This window comes from Nakamurella deserti (assembly GCF_003260015.1).
GTDB classification, from domain to species: Bacteria; Actinomycetota; Actinomycetes; order Mycobacteriales; family Nakamurellaceae; genus Nakamurella; species Nakamurella deserti.
Genome location: NZ_QCXS01000004.1, coordinates 43995 through 64011 on the forward strand (window position 1 = coordinate 43995; position 20017 = coordinate 64011).

The 20017-nt window shown below is 73.8% G+C and carries 20 protein-coding genes; 14 read left to right on the forward strand and 6 right to left on the reverse strand.

Features of this window, described 5'->3' with window-relative positions; translation table 11 throughout:
- Nucleotides 1-41: 41 nt before the first annotated feature.
- Genes DB033_RS18635 through DB033_RS18665 form a run of 7 tightly spaced genes read left to right on the forward strand, consistent with a single transcriptional unit; the run spans nt 42 to nt 7376 of the window.
- Complete coding sequence (locus DB033_RS18635; RefSeq protein WP_157970795.1) at nt 42-1019, forward strand: ABC transporter substrate-binding protein; 978 nt, start codon at nt 42-44, stop codon at nt 1017-1019.
- Nucleotides 1012-1998 (forward strand): amino acid ABC transporter permease, encoded by a 987-nt coding sequence (locus tag DB033_RS18640; RefSeq protein ID WP_240615983.1) that lies wholly within the window; start codon nt 1012-1014, stop codon nt 1996-1998. Before DB033_RS18635 ends, DB033_RS18640 begins: the two co-directional genes overlap by 8 nt.
- Entirely contained in the window at nt 1995-2792 is a 798-nt protein-coding gene (locus DB033_RS18645; protein ID WP_338066275.1) for an amino acid ABC transporter ATP-binding protein, read from the forward strand. The genes DB033_RS18640 and DB033_RS18645 overlap by 4 nt, the downstream gene beginning before the upstream one ends.
- A gap of 42 nt (nt 2793-2834) precedes the next feature.
- Nucleotides 2835-3992, forward strand: coding sequence for an N-methyl-L-tryptophan oxidase (solA, locus tag DB033_RS18650; protein ID WP_111768476.1), 1158 nt, complete (start codon nt 2835-2837; stop codon nt 3990-3992).
- A 1-nt stretch (nt 3993) separates the two neighbouring features.
- Complete coding sequence (locus DB033_RS18655) at nt 3994-5262, forward strand: M20/M25/M40 family metallo-hydrolase (RefSeq protein WP_111768477.1); 1269 nt, start codon at nt 3994-3996, stop codon at nt 5260-5262.
- Nucleotides 5263-5266: 4 nt separating this feature from the next.
- Nucleotides 5267-5887, forward strand: a complete 621-nt coding sequence (locus tag DB033_RS18660) for an FMN-binding negative transcriptional regulator (protein WP_111768478.1) — start codon at nt 5267-5269, stop codon at nt 5885-5887.
- Nucleotides 5880-7376: an amidohydrolase gene (locus DB033_RS18665; RefSeq protein WP_111768479.1), complete on the forward strand. Its 1497-nt coding sequence runs from the start codon at nt 5880-5882 to the stop codon at nt 7374-7376. The genes DB033_RS18660 and DB033_RS18665 overlap by 8 nt, the downstream gene beginning before the upstream one ends.
- 10 nt (nt 7377-7386) lie before the next feature.
- On the opposite strand, the gene DB033_RS18670 is transcribed toward DB033_RS18665, so the two are convergent.
- Nucleotides 7387-8805: an IclR family transcriptional regulator domain-containing protein gene (locus DB033_RS18670; RefSeq protein ID WP_111768480.1), complete on the reverse strand. Its 1419-nt coding sequence runs from the start codon at nt 8803-8805 to the stop codon at nt 7387-7389.
- 370 nt (nt 8806-9175) lie between these two features.
- On the opposite strand from DB033_RS18670, the gene DB033_RS18675 reads away from it, so the two are divergent.
- The 6 genes from DB033_RS18675 to DB033_RS18695 all read left to right on the forward strand — a co-directional run bounded on the left by DB033_RS18675 (nt 9176) and on the right by DB033_RS18695 (nt 14042).
- Nucleotides 9176-9400 carry a hypothetical protein gene (locus DB033_RS18675; RefSeq protein WP_111768789.1) on the forward strand — a complete coding sequence of 75 codons (225 nt, stop codon included), beginning with the start codon at nt 9176-9178 and terminating at the stop codon, nt 9398-9400.
- Between the two features lie 62 nt (nt 9401-9462).
- On the forward strand, nt 9463-9534 hold the full coding sequence (locus DB033_RS21855) for a putative leader peptide (protein WP_420814095.1): 72 nt from the start codon (nt 9463-9465) through the stop codon (nt 9532-9534).
- 99 nt (nt 9535-9633) lie between these two features.
- Nucleotides 9634-10776: an LLM class flavin-dependent oxidoreductase gene (locus DB033_RS18680; protein WP_111768481.1), complete on the forward strand. Its 1143-nt coding sequence runs from the start codon at nt 9634-9636 to the stop codon at nt 10774-10776.
- A gap of 140 nt (nt 10777-10916) precedes the next feature.
- Nucleotides 10917-12248, forward strand: coding sequence for an ABC transporter substrate-binding protein (locus DB033_RS18685; protein ID WP_205844033.1), 1332 nt, complete (start codon nt 10917-10919; stop codon nt 12246-12248).
- Entirely contained in the window at nt 12245-13207 is a 963-nt protein-coding gene (locus DB033_RS18690) for a carbohydrate ABC transporter permease (protein ID WP_205844034.1), read from the forward strand. The genes DB033_RS18685 and DB033_RS18690 overlap by 4 nt, the downstream gene beginning before the upstream one ends.
- Nucleotide 13208: 1 nt before the next feature.
- Nucleotides 13209-14042: a carbohydrate ABC transporter permease gene (locus DB033_RS18695; RefSeq protein WP_111768482.1), complete on the forward strand. Its 834-nt coding sequence runs from the start codon at nt 13209-13211 to the stop codon at nt 14040-14042.
- On the opposite strand, the gene DB033_RS18700 is transcribed toward DB033_RS18695, so the two are convergent.
- From DB033_RS18700 to DB033_RS18720, 5 genes are all read right to left on the reverse strand, one after another.
- Complete coding sequence (locus DB033_RS18700; protein ID WP_111768483.1) at nt 14043-14519, reverse strand: DUF309 domain-containing protein; 477 nt, start codon at nt 14517-14519, stop codon at nt 14043-14045.
- A gap of 56 nt (nt 14520-14575) precedes the next feature.
- Nucleotides 14576-15202 (reverse strand): GAF domain-containing protein, encoded by a 627-nt coding sequence (locus tag DB033_RS18705; protein ID WP_111768484.1) that lies wholly within the window; start codon nt 15200-15202, stop codon nt 14576-14578.
- A gap of 192 nt (nt 15203-15394) precedes the next feature.
- A complete protein-coding gene (locus DB033_RS18710) occupies nt 15395-17494 on the reverse strand; it encodes a S9 family peptidase (RefSeq protein WP_111768485.1) in 2100 nt (699 codons plus the stop codon).
- 95 nt (nt 17495-17589) lie between these two features.
- Complete coding sequence (locus tag DB033_RS18715) at nt 17590-17787, reverse strand: hypothetical protein (RefSeq protein ID WP_111768486.1); 198 nt, start codon at nt 17785-17787, stop codon at nt 17590-17592.
- A 273-nt stretch (nt 17788-18060) separates the two neighbouring features.
- On the reverse strand, nt 18061-18927 hold the full coding sequence (locus DB033_RS18720) for an SDR family NAD(P)-dependent oxidoreductase (RefSeq protein WP_111768487.1): 867 nt from the start codon (nt 18925-18927) through the stop codon (nt 18061-18063).
- 35 nt (nt 18928-18962) lie between these two features.
- Here DB033_RS18720 and DB033_RS18725 point away from each other — a divergent pair, with 35 nt between their 5' ends.
- The gene (locus DB033_RS18725; protein WP_111768488.1) at nt 18963-19586 is read left to right on the forward strand and encodes a TetR/AcrR family transcriptional regulator; all 624 of its coding nucleotides are present in this window, start codon (nt 18963-18965) and stop codon (nt 19584-19586) included.
- The last annotated feature ends 431 nt before the right edge of the window (nt 19587-20017 follow it).

The following is a 20017-nucleotide window of genomic DNA, read 5'->3' on the forward strand; positions in this document are numbered from 1 at the left end:
GCACTGATAACGGTGTCCACTCCCCCGACGGAAGAGTTCCCGTGACCACTGCATCCCGTTTCCCCTCCGGTCGACTGCTCGCCATCGTCGCCACCTCGACCTTCCTGCTCGCCGCCTGCGGGGGCACCGGCGAGAGCGACACCACCTCCCCCAGCGGTCCCGCCCCGGCCGGCCCGGTCGCCTCGGCGGGCGGTGCCGCCACGTCCGCCGGCTCCGCCGCGGCACCCGCCCCGTCCGGATCGGTCGTCGACGCCGCCGCCGCGCTGGTCCCCGCCGACATCCGCGAACGCGGCACGCTCGTCGTCGCCACCGGCGAGGGCTATCCGCCGTTCGAGTTCTACGCCGAAGGTGACACCACCAACCTGCAGGGCGTCGACCCCGAGCTGGTGTCGGCCGTCGCCGGCGCGCTCGGCCTGCAGCCGGAGCTGCAGATCCTCAAGTTCGACGGCATCATCCCCGGCCTGCAGGGCGGCCGCTACGACATGGCCGCCGCGGCCATGGGCGTCACCGCGGAGCGCAACGAGGTCGTGGACTTCGTGACCTACTTCGAGGGCGGCACCTCGATCATGACCCCGGCCGGCAACCCGCAGAACCTCAGCCTGGAGAACCTCTGCGGGCACCGCATCGCCGCCCAGAAGGGCACCATCTACGCCGACAACTACCTGCCGAAGTTCTCCGCCGACTGCACGGCCAAGGGTGAGCCGGAGATCATCGTCGACATCTATCCGGACGCGGCCCAGACCAACCTCGCGGTCGGCAGCAACCGGGCCGACGCGGTCGTGTCCGACTTCGGCCCGCTGGCCTACACCGCCCAGCAGTCCGACGGCCAGTTCTTCGTGCTCGACGCCAGCTACGACCCGGCGCCGTACGGTTTCGCCCTGCCCAAGGGCTCCGAGCTCGCCCCGGCCGTGGAGGCCGCACTCGAGGCGGTCATCGCCGACGGCACCTACCAGCAGGTGCTGGAGAAGTGGGACGTCACGACCGGCGCGATCGACGACCCGACGATCTCCCGTGGCTGACCCGGCCGGCCTGACGGGGGGCCGCCCACCGACCGGCGCCGAACTGCCCGGGGAGGTCGTGAGCCTGCGGCATCCCGGGCGGTGGGTGGCCGTCGCGGTGGTCGTGGTGCTGGCCGTCGTGGTCGTCACCTCGCTCATCACCAACGAGAACTACCGCTGGGACGTCGTCTTCCGGTACTTCACCAGTGCCGGCATCCTCGACGGGCTGCGCAACACCCTGCTGCTGACGCTGCTCGCGATGGTCGTCGGCCTCGTCCTCGGCATCGTGCTGGCCGTCGCCCGCGACTCCAAGAACCCCATCGTGTCGGGTGCGGCGCTGCTGTACATCGGCTTCTTCCGGGGCACGCCGCTGCTGGTGCAGTTGATCTTCTGGTTCAACCTGTCGGCGCTGTACCCGACCCTCGGGCTGGGCATCCCGTTCGGTCCGACGTTCGTCTCCGGCAGCGCCAACGACCTCATCACCCCGCTGACCGCGGCGGTGCTGGGACTGGGCCTGAACGAGGCGGCGTACATGGCCGAGATCGTCCGGGCGGGCCTGCAGTCGGTGGACAGCGGGCAGACCCAGGCGGCCCAGGCGCTGGGCATGACCGGGCGGCAGGTCTTCCGCCGCATCGTGCTGCCGCAGGCGTTGCGGGTGATCATCCCGCCGACCGGCAACGAGACCATCTCGATGCTGAAGACGACGTCCCTGGTCAGCGTGATCGCCCTGCCCGAGCTGCTGTTCGCCGCCCAGGTCATCTACTCCCGCACGTACCAGGTGATCCCGCTGCTGATCACGGCGAGCCTGTGGTACCTCATCCTCACCACGGTGCTGACCGTCGGGCAGACGTTCCTGGAGCGGCGCCTGCGCCGGGGCGACAGCCACGCCCGCGGCCGCACCCGGCGCGACCGCACGGACCCGGCGGACACCGCCGGCCCCGATCCGGCCGGCGACGACGTGCCGGCGGTCGAGACCGTCGGCCGGGGGGAGACCCGATGAGCAGCCCGACGCACACCCCGGCCGGCGACACTCCCGAGCCGATGCTCGTCGCCCGCGGGGTCCGCAAGTCCTACGGCAGCCACGAGGTGGTCCGGGGCATCGACCTGGAGGTGCGGGCCGGCGAGGTGGCCTGCCTGCTCGGGGCGTCCGGCTCCGGCAAGAGCACCTTCCTGCGGTGCATCAACCACCTGGAGAAGATCGACGCCGGCTGGATCAGCGTCGACGGTGAGCTCGTCGGCTACCGCCGGCACCGGGGGAAGCTGTACGAGCTCAAGGACCGAGAGATCGCACAGCGGCGCAGCGAGATCGGCATGGTCTTCCAGCAGTTCAACCTGTTCCCGCACCTGAGCGTGCTGGACAACCTGATGGAGGCCCCGCTGCGGGTTCGGCGCGAGTCCGCCGGACCGGTCCGCGAGCGGTCGATGGCGCTGCTGGACCGGGTGGGGCTGGCCGACAAGGCCGGCGCCTACCCCCGGCAGCTGTCCGGCGGCCAGCAGCAGCGGGTGGCGATCGCCCGGGCCCTGGCCATGCAACCCAAGTTGATGCTGTTCGACGAGCCGACGTCCGCGCTGGACCCCGAACTCGTCGGAGACGTCCTCGACGTCATGCGCGACCTCGCCGCCGAGGGCATGACGATGGTCGTCGTCACCCACGAGATCGGCTTTGCCCGGGAGGTCGCCGACAGCGTCGCCTTCCTCGACGGCGGGGTCATCGTCGAGCACGGCCCGCCGTCGCAGGTCTTCGGCGACGCCGCCCATCCACGGACCAGGTCGTTCCTGGCCCGCGTCCTGTAGTCACACCCCGTACCGGCCAGCGAGAGAGAACGGCAACGCACGATGGAACACGTCGATCATGTGGTGGTGGGGCTGGGTGCCCTCGGCAGCGCCACGGTCTACCAGCTGGCCGCACGGGGCGCGGACGTGCTCGGGCTCGAACAGTTCGAGCTCGGGCACGTCCGGGGCGCCTCGCACGACACCTCCCGGATCATCCGACGGGCCTACGACCGGCCGGAGTACGTCCGGCTGGCCGACTCGGCCTACCGCGACTGGGCCGACTTCGAGGCGGTCAGCGGGGAGCGGTTGGTCACCCGCACCGGTGGCCTGTACTTCTGTCCCGCCGACGCCCCGGTCCCGGCCGCGCACTACCTGGACAGCCTCCTGACGTGCGGGGTCGAGCACGAGGCGCTGGACCCGGCGACGGTGCGGCAGCGGTTCCCCCAGTTCGACGTGCCCGACGGCGTGACCACCGTGTGGACGCCCGACTCCGGCATCGTGCACGCCTCCCGTTCCGTCGCCGCGCTGCAGATGCAGGCCCGGATGCGCGGCGCCCGGTTGCGGGACCGGTGCGCGGTGACCGCGCTCGAGGAGGACGCCGACGGCGTCGTCGTGCAGACCGCCCAGGGGCCGGTGCACGCCGGCAACGTGGTGCTGTGCACCGACGCCTGGACCAACCGGCTGCTCGCCCCCCTCGGGGCGCAGGTACCGCTGCGGGTGATGCAGGAGCAGGTCACCTACTTCAAGCCGCCGCAGTCCGCCGACTTCGAGATCGGCCGGTTCCCGGTGTGGATCTGGGAGGGCCCGGTCTGCTACTACGGCTTCCCCTGCTACGGGGAGACCACCGTGAAGGCCGCCCGTGACGTGTCCGAGGTCGACATGGACGTCGACCAGCGCACGTTCGTCCCGTCGGCCGACCGGGCCGCCGAGCTGCAGGCCTTCATGTCCTCCGTCATCCCCGGCAGCGGCTCGTCGCTGCGCACGGTGACCTGCCAGTACGCGCTGACGCCCGACCGGGACTTCGTCATCGACAGCCTCCCCGGGCACCCGCGGCTGCTGCTGGGTCTGGGCGCCGGCCACGGATTCAAGTTCACCCCGACCTTCGGCCGGGTACTGGCCGAGCTCGCCACGACCGGGGTCACGTCCGACGACGTCTCGCTGTTCCGCGCCGACCGGCCCAGCCTGGGTTCCGCGGGCGCGCTCGTCCCGAGCGGGGTGTGAGGTGCTGACCGACGTCGAGACACACGCGCTGTCCTGCCTGGACGAGACCGCGCTGGTCGGTGACCTGGTCGAGCTGGTCCGGATCCCGAGCATCACCGGCACCGACGCGGAGTCGGAGCTGCAGCACCGCCAGGCCGCGCAACTGGCCGGGTTCGGCATGGACGTGGACAGCTGGAAGCTGGACCTGGCGGAGCTGACCGCGGACCCGCGGTTTCCCGGCACCGAGGCCGAGCGGGTCGAGGGCTACGGCGTGGTCGCCACCTCCGGGGCCGGCCACCCGGCGCTGGTCCTGCAGGGCCACGTCGACGTCGTGCCCCTCGGCGACGTCGCCCGCTGGGGTGACGGAGCGCCGTTCGGCGGGCGCATCACCGGTGACGTCGTGCACGGCCGCGGCGCCTGCGACATGAAGGCCGGGGTGGCGGTGAACACCGCGGTCGCCCGCACGCTGGCGGCCTCCGGACTCCGGCTGGAACGGCCGTTCGCGGTGCACTCCGTGGTCAGCGAGGAGGACGGCGGGCTCGGCGCGTTCGCCACCCTGGTGCGCGGTCACGGCGGCGACGCGGCCGTGATCACCGAGCCGACCAGCGGTCAGGTGGTGACCGCCCACGCCGGCTCGCTCACCTTCACCCTGAGGGTGCCGGGGCTGGCCGCCCACGGCAGCACCCGCACCGCGGGGGTCAGCGCGTTCGAGGCGTACCTGCCGGTGCACCGGGCCATCGTGGAGCTGGAACGCGAGCGCAACGCCGACCCCGACCCGCTGTTCGCCGGCAACCCGCTGCCGTACCCCATCTCCGTCGGCCGGATCAGCGCCGGCGACTGGGCCAGCAGCGTCCCCGACCGGCTGGTCGCCGAAGGCCGGCTGGGGGTGCAGCTCGGGGAGGACCCGGCGCACGCGCGGGAGGCGTTCACCGCGGCGGTGGCCGCGGCGGTGCGCGCGGACCCGTGGCTGTCCGACCACCCGGTCGGCGTGGTCTGGTCGGGTGGGCAGTTCGCCAGTGGCGCCACCCCGGACGACGACCCGCTGATCGGGCAGGTCGCGGCCGCGGTGGCCGACAGCGGTGGCCGCCCGCCGGTCGGCCGGCTGGCCGTCCCCTACGGCAGCGACCTGCGGCTCTACACCGGCATCGGCGGTATCCCGACCCTGCTCTACGGTCCCGGCGACGTCCGGATGGCGCACGCCCCGCGGGAACAGGTCTCGATCACCGAAACCCTCGAGGCGGCGCGGGCGCTGGTGCTGATGGCGGTCCGCCGCTGCGGCGCCCACCGGTGACGGCGTGCGGACCAACCCCGACTACGCCATGGACCCGGCCGACCTGAAGCGGCTGATCCGCGACAACCCGTGGGCCACGCTGGTCAGCGACACCGGCGCCGGGTTGACCGCCTCGCACTACCCGGTCATCGTCGACGAGTCCCGGGACGAGCTGTCACTGCTGACCCACGTCGGGCGGCCGGACGACGACGTCCTGGAGCTGGGTCGGCACGAGCTGCTGGTCATCGTGCAGGGACCGCACGGCTACATCTCCCCCAGCTGGTACGGCGTCGCCCCCGCCGTCCCGACCTGGAACTTCACCGTCGCGCACCTCGCCGGCGTCCCGGAGATCCTGGACGCGGCGGAGAACCTGCGGGTGCTGACCGCTTTGGTGGACCACCTGGAACGGCACGTCGACGAGCCGCGCCTGCTGCTGGCCGGCCCGGTCGACGCGGCCTACGCCCGCCGCATCGTCGCCGGGACGGTCGGCGTCCGGCTGACCCCCACCCGGATCACGACCAAGGCCAAGCTGAGCCAGGACAAGCCCGCCGAGGTGGTCGCCCGGGTGATCCGCCGGCTCGAGTCGCCCGGCGCCTTCACCGCGCCGGCGCTCGCCGCGGAGATGCGGCGGGTCCACGGTGGCTGACCGCCCGCCCGCCGGTCCGGCACCGTCCGGGCCGCTGCTGCTGCACGACGCCCGGTTGCCCGGCGCCGCCGAACCGCTCGACGTGCTGGTGGACGGCGGTGTGGTCGCCGCGGTCGGTCCCGCCGCGACCGCGGCCGCCGGACGAGCGCGTCCCGTGCCGCTCGACGGCCGCTGGCTGCTGCCCGGGCTGTGGGACGAACACGTGCACTTCACCCAGTGGGCGCTGATGCGCCGGCGGCTCGACGTCGCCGCGGCCGACAGCGCCGCGGCCGCGGCGGCGATGGTGCGCGACCATCTCGCGGCGACCCCGCCGACCGCCGAACCGTTGGTCGGCTACGGGTTCCGCGACGGCCTGTGGGCCGACGACCCGACCGTGCCGCTGCTGGACGGGGCGTCCGGAGAACGGCCGGTGGTCCTGGTGTCGGCCGACCTGCACTGTCTGTGGCTCAACAGCGCCGCCCGCGCCGTGTTCGGGGTCGCCGCGACCCACGACGCGGTGCTGCGCGAGGACGCCGCCTTCGCGGTGACCGGCCGCCTCACCGAGGTGCCCGACACGGTGGTGGACCGGTGGGCCGCCGAAGCGGCGGAGGCGGCCGCCGCCCGCGGGGTGGTCGGCGTGGTGGACCTGGAGATGACCTGGAACCCGCCGGTGTGGGCCCGCCGGGTCGCGGCCGGCCTGCGGAGTCTGCGGGTGGAGACCGGGACGTACCCGGCGGACCTGGACCGCGCGCTCGCGGTCGGGTTGCGGACCGGTGACCCCGTCGCCGGCGGCGACGGGCTGATCACCGTGGGCCCGTTCAAGATCCTCATCGACGGCTCGCTGAACACCCGCACCGCCTGCTGCCGCCACCCCTATCCGGACGGCACCACCGGCTGGCTGACCGTGCCGCCGGACGAGCTGCTGACGCTGCTGCGGCGGGCGGTCGACGGTGGCCTGCTGCCGGCGGTGCACGCCATCGGGGACGCGGCGGCGGGGGTGGCGCTGGACACGTTCGCTCAGCTGGGCAGCGGCGGCCGCATCGAGCACGCGCAACTCGTCGACGCCGCCGACCTGCCGCGGTTCGCGGCGTTGGGCGTGGTGGCGAGCATGCAGCCCGAGCACGCCATGGACGACCGGGACGTCGCCGACCGGCACTGGGCGGGACGCACCGGCGACGCGTTCCCGGTGGGCGCACTGTGGCGGGCCGGTGCCCGGCTGGCCTTCGGGTCGGACGCCCCGGTGTCCCCGCTGGACCCGTGGCGCGGCATCGCCGCGGCCGTCTCGCGCAGCCGGGACGGGCTGCCGGCCTGGCATCCCGAGCAGGGCATCCCGGTGACGGCCGCGCTGGACGCCTCCTCCCGCGGCGGGCGGGTGGCCCCGGGACGGCCGGCGGACCTGGTCGTGGTGGACCGCGACCCGCTCGGCTGCACCGACGTCGAGCTGCGGACGATGCCGGTGACGGCGACCCTGCTGGCGGGCCGGCTGACCGCCGGGGAGCTGCCCGGCTGAGCCGCACGCTTCAGCGGTCGGGTGCGACCAGCTTCTCCGACACCGCGGCGGCGAACCGGTCGGCGACCGCCGTGGTGTAGGCCAGCGACGCCGTCAGCCGGCTGCCGGGGCCGACCAGGCAGGCCGCCGCGACCACGGTGCCCGCGGCGCACCGGACCGGCGCGGCCACCGACGTCAGCCCCTCCTCGGCGAAGCCGTCCAGCACGAGACGGCCGTCGTCGCGGGCCCGCCGCACCTCGCGGAGGAAGGCGTCCAGGTCGCGTGGGGTGTGCCGGGCGGTGACCACCGCCCGGGAGGGCAGCACCGCGGCGATCTGCCGGTCGTCGAAATCCATCACCAGCAGTGCGCCGCCGTCGGCGCCGAACATCTGGGCCGGCCTGGCCAGCCAGCTCTGGGTGCTCAACGCCCCGTTGCCGAACGCCTCGGCCACGGTCACGCTCCGGCTGCCACGCCGCACGGTCAGGTAGGCGGTGGCCCCGGCCTCTCGGGCGGCGTCGGCGACCAGCGGCCCGACCCGGCCCGTGAGCACCGCCGCGGTGACCGCGCGGTGCCAGCCGTGCAGGTACCAGGTGGGGCGCGCGGCGGTCCCGTCGTCGACCGGGTCGACCAGCCCCGCGGCCGCGGCGCCGGCGATCACCCGCTCCACCCGCTCGGGCCGCAACCCCAGCCGGGACGCCAGGTCGCGCAGCGGCTCGGTGCGCTGCCGGCACACCTGCTCCAGCACGGCGGCGGCGACCCCGAGGCGCGAGCCGTCGTCGGCGGGCACCGGGTGCCGGGGCACCGCCGGTGCCCGCACCGCGGCGGTCTCCAGCCGCCGGCGGGCCTGCCCGAGGATCCGCTCCGCGACCGGGGTGACCTGCGCCGCCCGCAGCGCCGGGACCTGCACCACCAACGCCGCCACCGCACGCCCGGTGGCGTCGTGCACCGCCACCGCGAACTCCTCGTGTTCGGGTCCGGCCGACCGGGTCATCCCCCGCGACGCCGCCCGGCCGGCCGGTGGCGGTCGCAGCGCCGCCGCGGCGGCGCCGGCGGGATCCACTCCATCGCCCACCCGTGCACCCACGTGCACCGTCCAGTTCGACAGCACGGCGGCCACCACCCGGGCGCCGCCCGGGGCGGGCGCCACCAGGGACGCGGTCTCGCCGGTCACCGCCGCCAGCCAGGTCAGCACGAAGTCCACCGTCGGCGCCTCCGGGGCGGCGGCCCGGCCGGACAGCGCGACGGCGCGCCGGCCCAGCTGGTAGGCCCCGTAGCCGGCCGCGGGCGCGAGCATGCCGACCTCCTGCCAGGCGGCCGCCGTCCGCGACGCCGACGACGTGGTGACCCGCACCGCCTGCGCCAGCACCCCGACCGTGACCGGCTCCGTCGGGTCGGGTCGGTCGGCCACCGCCCGGAGCAGCGCGAAGGCGCCGCCGAGGTGGTCCTGCACGGGACGGACCTCCTGCCCGGGTCGAACGGCGTGTCGCCCCGTTCTACCGCACCCGCGGGTCCGCTCCGTCCGCGCCCACCGCCGCAGGGCGTGGTCGGGGCGTCGCGCAGGCCGACGCCCGCGCCGGGGGCCGGTGCCGGCACCGCCGGGCGCTCCGCCAGGGGGTCCACCGGCAGCACCGGCACCGCCGCTCCGGCGTGGTCCGGTCGGGCCGCCGCGACGCGACGGTCACCCGCCGGCGCACCACCGTCCCGGGACGGCCGACGTCACCTCGACCGGCCGGCGGCGCGGGCACGCGACCCGGTGATCGGGTACGGGTGCGACAGGACCGCGGCGCCCAGCCGCCGGGCCGCCGACGGTGGAGGGACCCGTGCGCACCGCGAGCATCGTGACCGTCTTCGCCGGGCTGACGGTCGTGCTCGTCCTGCTCGGCATCATGATCGTGCGGTGGAAGCGCTACCGCGCCGAGACCGACCGGCTGAAGGCCTGGCAGGCCGTGTACGGCCCCCGCGGCGGGAAGGTCGCACTGGTCGTCGGCTTCCTGGCGCTGGCCGTGGTGACCGGGGCGCTCGCCGCGTTCCAGGCCCGGCCCTGACCGCTTCCCGCGCCGGCGACCGGCATTTGCCAACCGCCCGTCGATGAACCACCATTCGACCCATGTCCGCAACGCTGGTGAGTCGACGTCACGTCGACCTGCGCCGCGTCACCAGTGCGGCGTGTCGCAGCTGACCCTGGCATTCCCGCGCCCCGCGCGGTGACCACCGACGACGGTGGCGGGAGTGCCGCACGTGCCGTCCGGTCCGCTCCGCACCCACCCCGAGGTCAGTCATGTCAGCCCTGTCGCACGCCCCGCTCCCCGCCGCCGCTACCGCCGGCCCGGTGTTCCACTGGTTCCTGCCGACCCGCGGCGATTCCGAGAACCCCGGCGTCATCCCCGCGTTCGGCGACACCGAGGTCGGGCCGGGTCGGCGACCGCCGACGCTGGACTACCTGACCGAGGTGGCGCAGGCGGCCGAGCAGGGCGGCTTCCACTCCGCGCTGACGCCGGTGGGCATCGGCTGCCCCGATCCGTGGGTGGTCTGCTCGGCCATCGCCGGCCGCACCAGCCGGCTGGGCTTCATCGTCGCGCTGCGCCCGAGCACCGCGTCCCCGACGCTGGTGGCGCAGCAGGCCGACACCTTCACCGCCCTGCACGGGCGGCGGCTGACCCTCAACATCGTGACCGGCGGTGACCCCGTCGAGCAGGCCGCCTACGGCGACCACACCGATCACGACGGCCGTTACGACAAGACCGCCGAAGCGCTGGACGTCATCACCCCGTTGCTCGCCGGGCGGCGCACCACCGTGCGCGGCACCCACTTCGACGTCCGCGACGCCGCCCTGGTCGCACCGACCGGCATCCCGGTGCCGATCTACTTCGGTGGCGCCTCCCCGGCGGCGCTGCAGGTCGCCGCCCGCCAGGCCGACACCTACCTGCTGTGGGGTGAGCCGCTGCCGCAGATCGCCGCCCGGATCAGCCGGATGCGCGAGCTGGCCGCCGCTCACGGACGGTCGCTGCGGTTCGGACTGCGGATGCACGTGCTCGCCCGGGACACCGCCGACGAGGCGTGGGCGGAGGCCGACCGCATCCAGGCGGCCTTCGACCCGGCCGTCGTCGCCTCGGTGCAGGAGCGGATGTCGCGGATGGACTCCGTCGGGCAGGCCCGGATGGCGTCCCTCCACGGGGGGACCGCGGTGGCCGCCCGCGCCACCGAGCTGACCGTCGGCCCGAACCTGTGGGCCGGGATCGGGCTGGTCCGCGAAGGCGCCGGGACCGCACTGGTCGGCAGTTACGACGAGGTGGCCGAGCGGCTGGATGAGTACTCTTCGGTCGGTGTCGACGAGTTCATCCTTTCCGGGTATCCCCACCGTGAAGAGGCGTTGCGCGTCGGCCGCCACGTTCTCCCCCGCGTCGGCGCCACCCTGCGCTGACCTCTCCCGAGACCGCGCTGACCCTGCGCGGACACCGCGGACGTGACCCCGTGACCCGGACGCGCCGCGGCCTGCACCACCCGGCTGCGCTCGTCCGGCCCGCTGCCCGAACCCTGACCGCACGCCCCGGAGGTTTTTCCGTGAACCACGTCCTGTCCGCCGGCCGGCCCGGCCGCACCCCTGTCAGCCGCCGGTCGTTCCTCGCCGGCCTCGGCGCCACCGGCGCCGGCGCGATGCTCGCCGCCTGCGGTGGGCCCGGAGCCACCGCCACCCCCAGCTCGTCCGCGTCGACCGGCGGCACCGGTTCCGGGACCGTCGGCGGGGTGACGAACTTCTACCACTGGCGCAGCGAGGACCGGGCGGCTCTGGACAGCCTGGCCGCCGGCTTCGCCGCCCGCTACCCGGGCGCGAGCGTCACCCAGACCATCGACCCCTCGGAGCAGTACCAGTCGACCGCGGCCCAGAAGGCGCGCGACGGTTCCATCGGCGACGCGCTCACCGCCTTCCGGGGCACCCAGTTCAACCAGTTCACCGAGCAGGACATCCTCGCCGACCTGAGCGGCTCGGTCGCCGTGGGCAACTACGTCGCCAACCTGATCACCCCGGGCGCGCAGGACGGCACCCAGTACGGGTTCCCGTACCAGCTGATCTTCAACATGCCGCTGCTGAACACCGACCTGGCCGAGAAGGCCGGCGTCTCGGAGGTCCCGAAGGACTGGGACGCCTACCTCGGCATGCTGGACGCCCTCAAGGGCTCCGGTGTCGACCCCATCGCCTGGCCCGGCAACGACCCGGCCAACGCGTTCCAGATCATCAACACCCTCGCGATGAACAACGGCCCCACGCCGGAGATGTTCATCGGCATCCAGGACGGCACCTACAAGGCCACCGACGACTGGTGGATCACCTCGCTGACGCAGTTCCAGCAGCTGTCGGCGTACTTCCAGCAGAACTTCGCCGGGGCCAGCAACGACGGGGTGCTGGCGCTGTACAGCCAGGGCCGGGCGGCGATCCTGCCGACCGGGACGTACCAGCTCGCGCAGGTCCGCGCGGCCGGCGGCAGCTTCCCGATCGACCTCGCCCCCCTCATCACCACCGCCGCCGGGACCACCCCGGCGTTCGAGGGGGTCTTCAACGCGACCTTCATCCTCGCCGTGAACGCCGCCGCCAAGAATCCGGCCGGCGCCCGCGCCTGGGTCGAGTTCCTGTCCGAGCCGGCGAACGCCGCGGCCTACGCCAACGCCACCTCGCAGCACGTCACGGTCAAGGACGTCACCTACGAGAACCCCGACCTGCAGGCGCTGGCCCCCTGGGTGGAGAAGAAGACGCTGCTGGCGCCGCGGTTCCAGTTCACCGACGCCGACATCCGCAGCGCCGTGGAGAACTCGCTGGTCGCCGTGGTCACCGGATCGTCGCCGGAGCAGGCCGCCGAGGCCGCGCAGGCCATCATCGACGAGAAGCGCGGCGGGTGAGCACGACCGACACCACCGCGACCGACGTCCGGTTCGCCGAGGTCGCGACCCGCGCCCGCCGCAACCCCCGCCGGCGTTCGAGCCGCCGCAACGACCCGCGGCTGCTGTTGTTCGTGCTGCCGGCGGCGGTGCTCTACCTCTGGCTGGTGCTCTGGCCGACCGTCCAGGCGGTGCAGTACTCCCTCACCGACTGGGACGGGCTCTCGGTCGCCTACCGGAACCTGGGCCTGGCCAACTACGACCGCCTCCTCGGCGGCGACACGGTGTTCGGCCAGGCCTTCGGCAACTCGCTGAAGTTCATGCTCGCGGTGGTCATCGGGCAGACCACGCTGTCGCTGGTGCTGGCCATGGCCCTGCAGCGCAACACCCGCACCAACATCGCGCTGCGGGCGCTGTACTTCTTCCCGACCGTGCTGTCGTCGGTGTCGGTGGCGTTCGTCTGGTCGTTCGTCTACGACCCGACGTTCGGACTGGCCAACAGCCTGCTCTCGGCGGTCGGCCTGGACAGCTGGCAGCAGCCGTGGCTCGGTGACCAGAGCCGGGCCATCTACTACCTGGCCATCGTGCAGATCTGGTTCCACGCCGGCCAGATGATGGTGGTCTACATCGCGGGACTGCAGACCATCCCGGCCGATCTGTACGAGGCGGCCGACCTGGACGGGGTGACCCGCTGGCAGCGGTTCCGCCACATCACCTGGCCACTGGTCGCGCCGGCCACCGCGATCGTGGTCGCCTACACCACGATCCAGTCGTTCAAGGCGTTCGACCTGATCTTCGCCAGCACCGGCGGCGGCCCCAACCACGCCACCGAGATCCTGTCCACGCTGATCTACAACTCGGCCTTCCGCAACTTCGAGTTCGGCTACGCCGCCGCGCAGTCGGTGATCTTCGTGGTCCTCATCGCGCTGGTCACGGTCCTGCAGCAGCGCGCCGTGGCCCTGTCCGCCAGGAGGGCCTGAGATGGCCGTCGCCGCACCGACCCTGCGGGGCGCCACCCGCGGGGCGCTGCTCGCGGTCTACGCGCTGATCATCCTGGTGCCGATGACCGTCGTGCTGTTCACGACGTTCAAGACCTCGGCGCAGATGTACGCGAGCCCGTTCGGGCTGCCGACCTCACCGACGTTCGCGAGTTTCGCCGAGCTGCTGGACGGCGGGCGGCTGGGCACCAGCCTGCTCAACTCGGTGATCGTCACCGGCTGCTCGGTGGTGCTGACGCTGCTGGTGTCCACGCTCGCGGCGTTCGGCATCGCCCGGATCCACGGCTGGCTGGGGATCGCGATCTTCGGCCTGTTCGCGGCCGGGCTCGCCGTGCCCGCGCAGGTCGCGATGATCCCGCAGTACGTCATCGTCAAGCAGATCGGCCTGGACAACTCGCTGCTGGGGCTGATCCTGATCAACATCGCCGTGACCTGTCCGGTGGCGATCTTCATCCTCACCGGGTTCCTGAAGACGCTGCCGACGGAGCTGTTCGAGGCGGCCGAGATCGACGGCGCCGGACCGCTGCGGATGTACCGGTCGGTGGCGCTGCCGCTGGCCGCCCCCTCGGTGGCCGCGGTGGCGATCTTCCTGTTCGTCATGCACTGGAACGACCTGCTCTACCCGCTGCTGTTCATCACCGACCCGGCCAAGGCGACGCTGCCCAAGGCGCTGCTGGACTTCAAGGGCGAGTACACGACGAACTACCCGGTGCTGTTCGCCGGGGTGCTGGTGGCGAGCGCGCCGATGGTGCTGGCGTACGTGTTCCTGCAGCGTTACTTCGTCGCCGGCATCACGGCCGGGGCCACGAAGGGCTGATCAGCGGGCGCGTCCGCGGAGCTGCACCCCGGCCGGCGGTCGACCCGCGGCGGTGGCGTCGCACCAGGCCAGCAGGCCGGCGACGTCGACCCCGTGGGTGTCGGCCGTCGGAAGCGCACGCAGGGCGGTGGCCGCCCGCCCGATCAGCACCGCCGAGCCGCGGGGGTTGCCCCGCAGGTGGTGGGTGACGCCCACCGCGAGCTGGGCGAGCGCCTTCCACAGCGCCCGGTCCGGCCCGTCGGTGGCCTTCCAGGCGTCCTCGAAGACCTCGTGGGCGTGGAACGGACGGCCGGCGTCGAGCAGTTCCTGCGCTTCGTCGAGGGTCTGCCGCGGGGTCCGCACGATGCCCTCCGGCTGCCGGGGCACGTCGACCGCACCGTAGGGCAACGGACGTCCGAGCTCGTCGCGGGGGCGGGAGTTGCGGGCGCGGCCGGCGTCGTCACGGTCGCGGTCGGCTGCCGGGTCGGAGGACGTCATGGTCCCCATTCTCCGCCGCATCGCACCGTCGCGAACCCCTTGTGGCTCCCGTCGGTTCAGGGCGTGCGGTGCGGCCGGCCGAAGCGGTGACCCGGCCGCGGCCGCCGGGCGCCGCCGACCAGACCGACCAGCGGCCGGGACGGCGCGCCGCCCTGCCGCCCGGCCCCGGCGGCGGCGCCCACCGCGAGGTGCTCCTCGGTGGCCGTCCGGATGAGGTCCAGCTGGCGTTCGACGATCTTGCCGAACTGCAGCAGCACCCGCAGCTGGTGCGAGGTGATGGTCCGGTGGGTGCTGTCCACGGTGCAGATCGCGCCGATGACCAGGTCCTCCCGGCCGACCAGCGGCACCCCGAGATAGGACCCGATCTCCCCGCTGCGCACCGCCGGGAAGTCGGCGAACCGCGGATCGTGGGCGGCGTCCTGCACGATCACCGGATGGCCGGTGCGCACCACGGTGTCGCAGAACGCCTCGCTGCGCGGCACCGAGCCGGTCCCGCCCGTACCGAACAGCCGGATGGTGTGCTGCCGGTCGTCGTCGACGACGTTGACCCGGACGGTCGGGAACTCCAGGGTCTCCGCCACCACCATCAGCACCGTCTCCAGCCGGGCGGTCAGGTCGTCGTCCATCACGTACCGCCGCGCGGATGCGCTGCGAGCGCCGTCGTCGTCCACAGCGTTCCCCATTCCGCACTACCGGTAGCCGTTCAGTCACTCAACGTCGTAAAGGTACGCCAGGCACCGGGCTCGGGGGTGGGAATCGGCGGGACGGCCGCGACGTCCCCGGAGGGAGCGCCGCATCCGGAGGGAGCGCCGGGACCGCCGTGACCGGCCTCGTCGGGAGCGCCGCGACCGGCGGGAGCGCCGCGGCTCGTCGCGTCAGCCGGCCGCGGGGTCGGCCCCCAGGACGGCCGGCAGCTCGACGCCGTTTCCACCCAGCATGTGCCGGTCCAGGAAGTCCCACACCACCTGGTACCAGAGGGCGGCGTGCTGCGGCTTGAGCACCCAGTGGTTCTCGTCCGGGAAGTACAGGAAACGGTGCGGGGTGCGACCCTCGTCGTCGGCGGCGAGCTGCGAGGCGCTGAGCAGCTCGTACCAGAGCCGTAGACCCTCGCCGACGGGCACCCGGTAGTCCTTGTCGCCGTGGATGACCAGCATCGGCGTGACGATGTCGCCGACGAAGCGGTGCGGCGAGTTCTCGGTCGCCATCTCCGCGGTCATCTCCCGCTGCCAGTAGAACGCGGCGTCGGTGGTGGGCCCGAACTGGTCCAGCGCCCAGAGGCTGGCGTGGGTGACGACGGCCCGGAAGCGGTCGGTGTGGCCGGCGATCCAGTTCGCCATGTAGCCGCCGAACGATCCGCCCATCGCCGCGGTGCGGGTCGCGTCGATGTCCTCCCGCGCCTCGGCGGCGTCGGTGACGGCCATCAGGTCGGTGTAGGGCGCCGCGCCCCAGGCTCCCCAGCCGCGTTGGACGAAGTCCTGGCCGTATCCGGTCGACAAGGCCGGGTCGGGCAGCAGCACGGCGTAGCCGCGGGCGACCATCAGCCACGGGTTCCACCGCCAGGACCACGCGTTCCACGAACCGAGCGGGCCACCGTGCACCCAGAGCAGCAGCGGGGCCGGCTGCTCCGGTCCGGCGCCGGTGGGCAGCGCCAGCCAGGCGCGCACCTCGGCGCCGTCGTCGGCCCGGGTACTGAGTTCGGTGAGCGTGCCGGGCAGCTCCGGCACCGGAGCGGGGGCCGGCAGGGCGGTCACCCGGCCGCGGTCGTCGCCGGTGAGACCGATCCGCACCGGATGGGCCGGCGCCAGGTAGGAGGCCCGGAGCGCGAACACCGCGGTGCCGTCCGGTGCGACCTGCACCTCGGTGAACACCGCGTCCTCGGACGTCAGCCGCTCGACGCGGCCGTCGGCCAGGTGCAGCACGAACAGCGGGCCGCGTCCGTGGTCGTCGGCTGTCACCACCAGCCCCGAGCCGTCGGGCAGCCACCGGATCGACGACGGCCAGCGGTCCCAGTCGGCGGCGACGTCGACCACCGACCCGTCGGCGACGTCGACGATCCGCACGCCGGTACGCGGGGCGCGCTGCGGGGTGGAGTCGCGCTCCCGCAGCAGGGCCACCCGGCGGCCGTCCGGGCTGAACCGGGGGGAGAAGAGGTCGGCGTCCGGATCGGCGAGCAGCGGCGTGACGGCGCCACTCTCCCGGTCGACGAGCCGCAGGTCGCTGCGGACGGCGCCGCGGGCCAGCGGGCGCCGCCAGGTCACCGCGATCCACCGGCCGTCGGCGGACAGGTCCAGGTCGGACTCGCGCAGCGCCTGCCCGGGCCGCGGGGTGAGGTCGGTGGCGGTGCCGGTGCCGTCGGCGGGGATCGCGGCGGTGAACAGGTGCGGCACGTCGGGACCGAGATCGGCGTCCCAGAACCGGACGGGGTAGCCGGTGTGCAGGACGGCCGCGACCTTCCGGGTGGCCCGGTCCTTGCGGACCGCGGCGTCGGAGCGGTCGTCAGCACCGGGCTCACCGTCGGGGACGGCGCTGGGCAGCACGTCACCGCAGAACGCGAGGACGTCGGCGTCACGGGCGACGTGGACGCGGCCCAGACCGCCCGGCCGGGTGAGCAGCAACCGGCCCTCGCCGCCGCCGCGGGGCAGCAGCCACAGCGAGGTGGGAACGTCATCGGAGCCGCCCGGCCCGGCGTCCGGGTCCGGTCGGGCGGAGAGGAACAGCACGTCGCCGGCGGCGGTGAAGCCGGCGGGCGACTCGCCCTCGGACCCCCGGGTGAGCCGACGGGCGGGCACCTCCCCCGCCGGGTCGATCTCCCACACGGCGGTGACGAACCCGGTGCGGGCGGGGTTCGGGGTCGCGACCGAGGTGATCAGCCGGGTTCCGTCCGGGGACAGCACGAGGCCGCCGGTGCGCGGCAGGTCGAGGTAGGAATCCAGGTCGGCGAAGGGGGTGCTGGTGGTCGGCTGCGGCTCGGTCATCCCTCTGTCCTACCCCGCGGCACCGAGCCCGGCGCGGCCACCCCCGGGCACGGCGCGGCCCCGGGACGGTCTCGTCCCGGGGCCGCCGCCACCGCCTACAGGTCGTCGGCGAACTCGTCCTCCTTCTCCTCCTTCGGAGCGGAGTTGGTCGCCTGCTCGCGGGCCACGTCATGGGTCTTCGCGTGCTGCGCCTCGGGGCCGCCGGTCTCGGAGTACGGCGCCCGGCTGTCGCCGGCGGTGTGGTCGTCGGTCTTGCCGGTCTTGTTGATGTCGTCCCTGCCGGTGCCGCTCATGTCGTTCCCTTCGTCGTGGAGAACTGCTCTCGCCAATGCACTGCCCAGCCGGGCCACCGGGCACCGCCCGGCCGCCGCGCACGACGGGCGATCGGGACCGACGATCCCGTTCGGGCGCGGCCCGTCGGCCGGCGTGGGTGGTGACCGTCCGGTCACTGCCGGAGCGCGGTGTCGCCGGTGGCGTCGGCGACGCTTCTCCTGCCTGGCCCCGCCCTGCGCGCGACTCCGTCCCGGCCGTGGGCCCGGTGCGCCGTCTCGGGCGCCACCTGCCCGTCAGCCGACCCGGACGTCGGTCTGCTGCTCGGACAGCGTCCACAGGGACGCCGCCAGCTCCACGTCCTTCGCGCGGGCGGACCGTCCGATCACCGTCGCTCCCCCGCGCATGTGCATGAGGTGGCGCGGACCGGTGAACGTCCCGCCGGGGAGGTCCCCCGCGACGGCGAGCAGAACGGGCAGCGCGCCGGCTTCGGGCTCTTGTCCGACCATCGGAAGCAGCCGGTCCCAGACCCCCGGACGGTGTCCCGCGGGATGGTCGTAGATGGCCGTCACCACCAGCCCCGGATGCGCGGCCAGGGCCCGTACCGGCGATCCCGACGCACGCAGTCGGCGGTCCAGTTCCATCGTGAACAGCAGATTGGCGAGCTTGGAATCGGCGTAGGCCCGGCTGCCGTCGAACGGCCGCCGACGCCAGTCCACGTCGTCCAGGTCCGGTCGGGCCATCCGCTCCGCCTGCGAGGCGACGGTGACCACCCGGCCCGCGATCTGCGGCAGCAGCAGCGCCGTCAGGAGGAAATGGCCCAGATGGTTGACCCCGAACTGCAGCTCGTGCCCGTCCACGGTGCGCTGCAGCCGCTGCGCCGAGACGCCGGCGTTGTTGACCAGCACGTCCACCGGCCCTGCGAAACCCGCCGCGAAGCGCCGGACCGACCCGAGATCGGCCAGATCCAGTTCCCTGACCAGGTGGGTGCCCTCGGCACCGGGCAGGGCGGCCGCGACGCGCTCCCCTTTCACGGTGTCCCGCACCGCCAGCACGATCCGTGCTCCGCGGTCGGCCAGCGCCACCGCCGTCGCCCGGCCGATACCGCTGGTGGCGCCGGTGATCATCACGGTGCGTCCCCGCACGCTCTCCTGGGTTGTCATGACGGCCAATGTAGGCACCGTCCACATTGTTGTCAATGTCTACATCGGCCTATCCTGACGTGATGGCCGACGTCTACCACCACGGGTCGCTGCGTCAGGCACTGCTCGACGAGGCCCGCCGGGTACTGCTCGACCGGGGCTCCGAGGCGGTGACCCTGCGCGAACTCGCCCGCCGGACCGGCGTCAGCCACGGCGCCCCCGCCCGCCACTTCGCCGACCGGGACGAACTGCTGGACGCGTTGGCAGCCCAGGGATTCGACGAACTGAGCCGGCAGTTGGAACGAGCCGCCACCGACGGCGACATGACCGAGCGTTTCCGCTCCTACGCCCACGCCCATGTCCGGTTCGCGCTGTCCACCGGCCCGTTGATGGACCTGATGTTCTCCCGGATCGCCGTTCATCCCGGCCGGCCGCCCACGGCCGCCACCGACGCTGCCGGCCGGTTCTTCGCGCTGGGCGCCCGACTGCTGGGCGAACGCGACCCCTCCCGGGTGAGCCCGCTGCCGTACCTCCTGGCCGGAACGCTCGAAGGCATCAGCGCTCTCGCGGCGTCCGGGCGCCTGCCGCAGGACCGCGTCGCCGAGGTGACCGACGCCGCCGTCTCGATGTTGATGCCGGTCATCCGAGGCCGGCTGGGGAACGACCCGGCCGGCGGATGACCCGACGGCGGCTGCGTGCAGTGTGGAACCGCCGCGCCGGCCCGGGTCGAGATGCCGAGGGCGACCTCGGGTCGGCCGGGTGGAGCCGGCGCGCCGGACCCCCATCATGTGGCTGGACCATGACGGGGCGGTGTCACACCGGTTCGCCCCGTCCCGCGCACGGTCGGCGCTCGGGGACGATGTCATCGACGAGGTGCGGGCCCGCGGCCGGGCGATGTTCGAGGCGGGCCACCACGGCGACGCGGCAGCCGTGCTCTCCCAGGCGGCCCGGGGCGGGCCATCGGAGGCGGTGGCGCCGCCGCGCCGGAACCCGCCGGACCAGCCGGTCCGTGGATGCGGGGACCGGCGCCGGTGTCGCCCGTCGCGGGCCGTGCCGTGCACCGCGAAAGGACCCATCGACCCACTCAGCCGCACGCCGTGGTCGTCACCGG

Excerpts from the sequence above, each read along its gene's own strand:
- DB033_RS18645 (WP_338066275.1), top strand. The coding sequence starts at position 1,995 with ATGAGCAGCCCGACGCACACCCCGGCCGGCGACACTCCCGAGCCGATG.
- solA (WP_111768476.1), top strand. The coding sequence starts at position 2,835 with ATGGAACACGTCGATCATGTGGTGGTGGGGCTGGGTGCCCTCGGCAGC.
- DB033_RS18680 (WP_111768481.1), top strand. The coding sequence starts at position 9,634 with ATGTCAGCCCTGTCGCACGCCCCGCTCCCCGCCGCCGCTACCGCCGGC.
- DB033_RS18695 (WP_111768482.1), top strand. The coding sequence starts at position 13,209 with ATGGCCGTCGCCGCACCGACCCTGCGGGGCGCCACCCGCGGGGCGCTG.
- DB033_RS18700 (WP_111768483.1), bottom strand. The coding sequence starts at position 14,519 with ATGACGTCCTCCGACCCGGCAGCCGACCGCGACCGTGACGACGCCGGC.
- DB033_RS18705 (WP_111768484.1), bottom strand. The coding sequence starts at position 15,202 with ATGGGGAACGCTGTGGACGACGACGGCGCTCGCAGCGCATCCGCGCGG.
- DB033_RS18710 (WP_111768485.1), bottom strand. The coding sequence starts at position 17,494 with ATGACCGAGCCGCAGCCGACCACCAGCACCCCCTTCGCCGACCTGGAT.
- DB033_RS18715 (WP_111768486.1), bottom strand. The coding sequence starts at position 17,787 with ATGAGCGGCACCGGCAGGGACGACATCAACAAGACCGGCAAGACCGAC.
- DB033_RS18720 (WP_111768487.1), bottom strand. The coding sequence starts at position 18,927 with ATGACAACCCAGGAGAGCGTGCGGGGACGCACCGTGATGATCACCGGC.
- DB033_RS18725 (WP_111768488.1), top strand. The coding sequence starts at position 18,963 with ATGTCTACATCGGCCTATCCTGACGTGATGGCCGACGTCTACCACCAC.